This window comes from Peribacillus sp. P4_B1 (assembly GCF_056402395.1).
In genome coordinates, this window is sequence record NZ_JBFUHM010000142.1 from 1 (window position 1) to 1,343 (window position 1,343).

Here is a 1,343-nt window from a genome sequence, read left to right on the forward strand (position 1 = left end):
GCCGTTCACTTAGTATGAAAGGTTGTCCATATGATAACGCCGTCGCGGAAGCGACCTTTAAAATCATTAAGACTGAGTTCGCCAATCAAAAAAAGTTTACGAACTTATCCCAGCTAACGCTCGAATTTGGAGACTATGTGAACTGGTTTAATAAGCTAAGAATTCATGGAACTCTTGGCTACTTAAGTCCTCTAGAATATAAAAAATTATCCCTTAAAAAAGTTGTTTGATTTAGTGTTGACAATCCACCTGGGCAAGTCAAGTGTATGAGAATCCTGCTCTTGGCACCTTAAATAATCCATACTCGATTAAGCGCCAAAAGTTTGGTTGATACAATTTTATTTATATTACAATGGAATTAGTTTTGACAGGGAAGGGGTCGTGTTTGAATCCCTCACAGGTCATCAACTAACAAAGGCTCAAATCCTTTATGGAACAAGGATTTGGGCCTTTTTGTATTTATAAAGAATTAGTTCATTTTGTATTTTTTACTTAATTGGTGGCGTAATGGTGGCGGATAGAGAAGGATGTAAACGTACTACAGGTCAATTATTTGTAATAATTAATATTTCAAGGAACTTTGAGAAAAGCCTTTTGCTTATCTGCTACGATGGAGGTTAAAAATAAGACCGTATTTTTGCCTTTTCTTTAAAAGGTACATAATCATATTCTTCGGTAAAATACACTTTACTATAATGTGTTGGATTACCTTTACTACCAAATACCATGCACGGGAATACTTCTTGGAAGGTCTGAACATGCCGCTTGAAGACTATGCAAAATATTGGCAAACGATGAAAGACTTCAGAGATAAATTTTCAGCTCACAGAGAGAGTGGTTACACGAACCTGTCCCCTACCTTGCTATTGCGCATAATGTAGCACTTCATTACGTTTCTTGGCTTGAAAAGTATAATACAATGCCTTCACTTGAAATGATGGTAGAACAATATCAAGAAGAATTACAACCAATGATAGAAAGTTTTAAAGTGAAATAAATAGATGGAGGAAAGTATAGAAGAGTAATTAAAAGTAAATTCCTTTCCTATTAGAGGATTAATCACACTTCTCGTAGGACTTACCCTCCACTTCAGTATTATATAGTAAATATTTCCTTTATTTTAACTGTGTGATTTTAATTTCTCAACAGTTTATTATATTGATAAGGGAAGAATAACTTAATCTACTACTATAATGAAGTAAGTCTTTAAAAGGGAAGTGATAGTTAAATGCTTTATATAAGCGATATCGAAAAGATAATTAATAACACATTAAATGAGCACCATTTGGATATTATTTGTGAATTTGACAATAATCTAAGTGCACCTATGAGTTATAACGTAT

Annotated in this window: 1 protein-coding gene; it reads left to right on the forward strand. The window is 33.5% G+C overall.

Going from position 1 to position 1,343, the window contains the following annotated elements; translation table 11 throughout:
- On the forward strand, positions 1–230 hold a 230-nt coding region (locus AC1DVK_RS26870), incomplete at its 5' end, for an IS3 family transposase (RefSeq protein ID WP_477626446.1).
- Positions 231–1,343 lie beyond the last annotated feature (1,113 nt).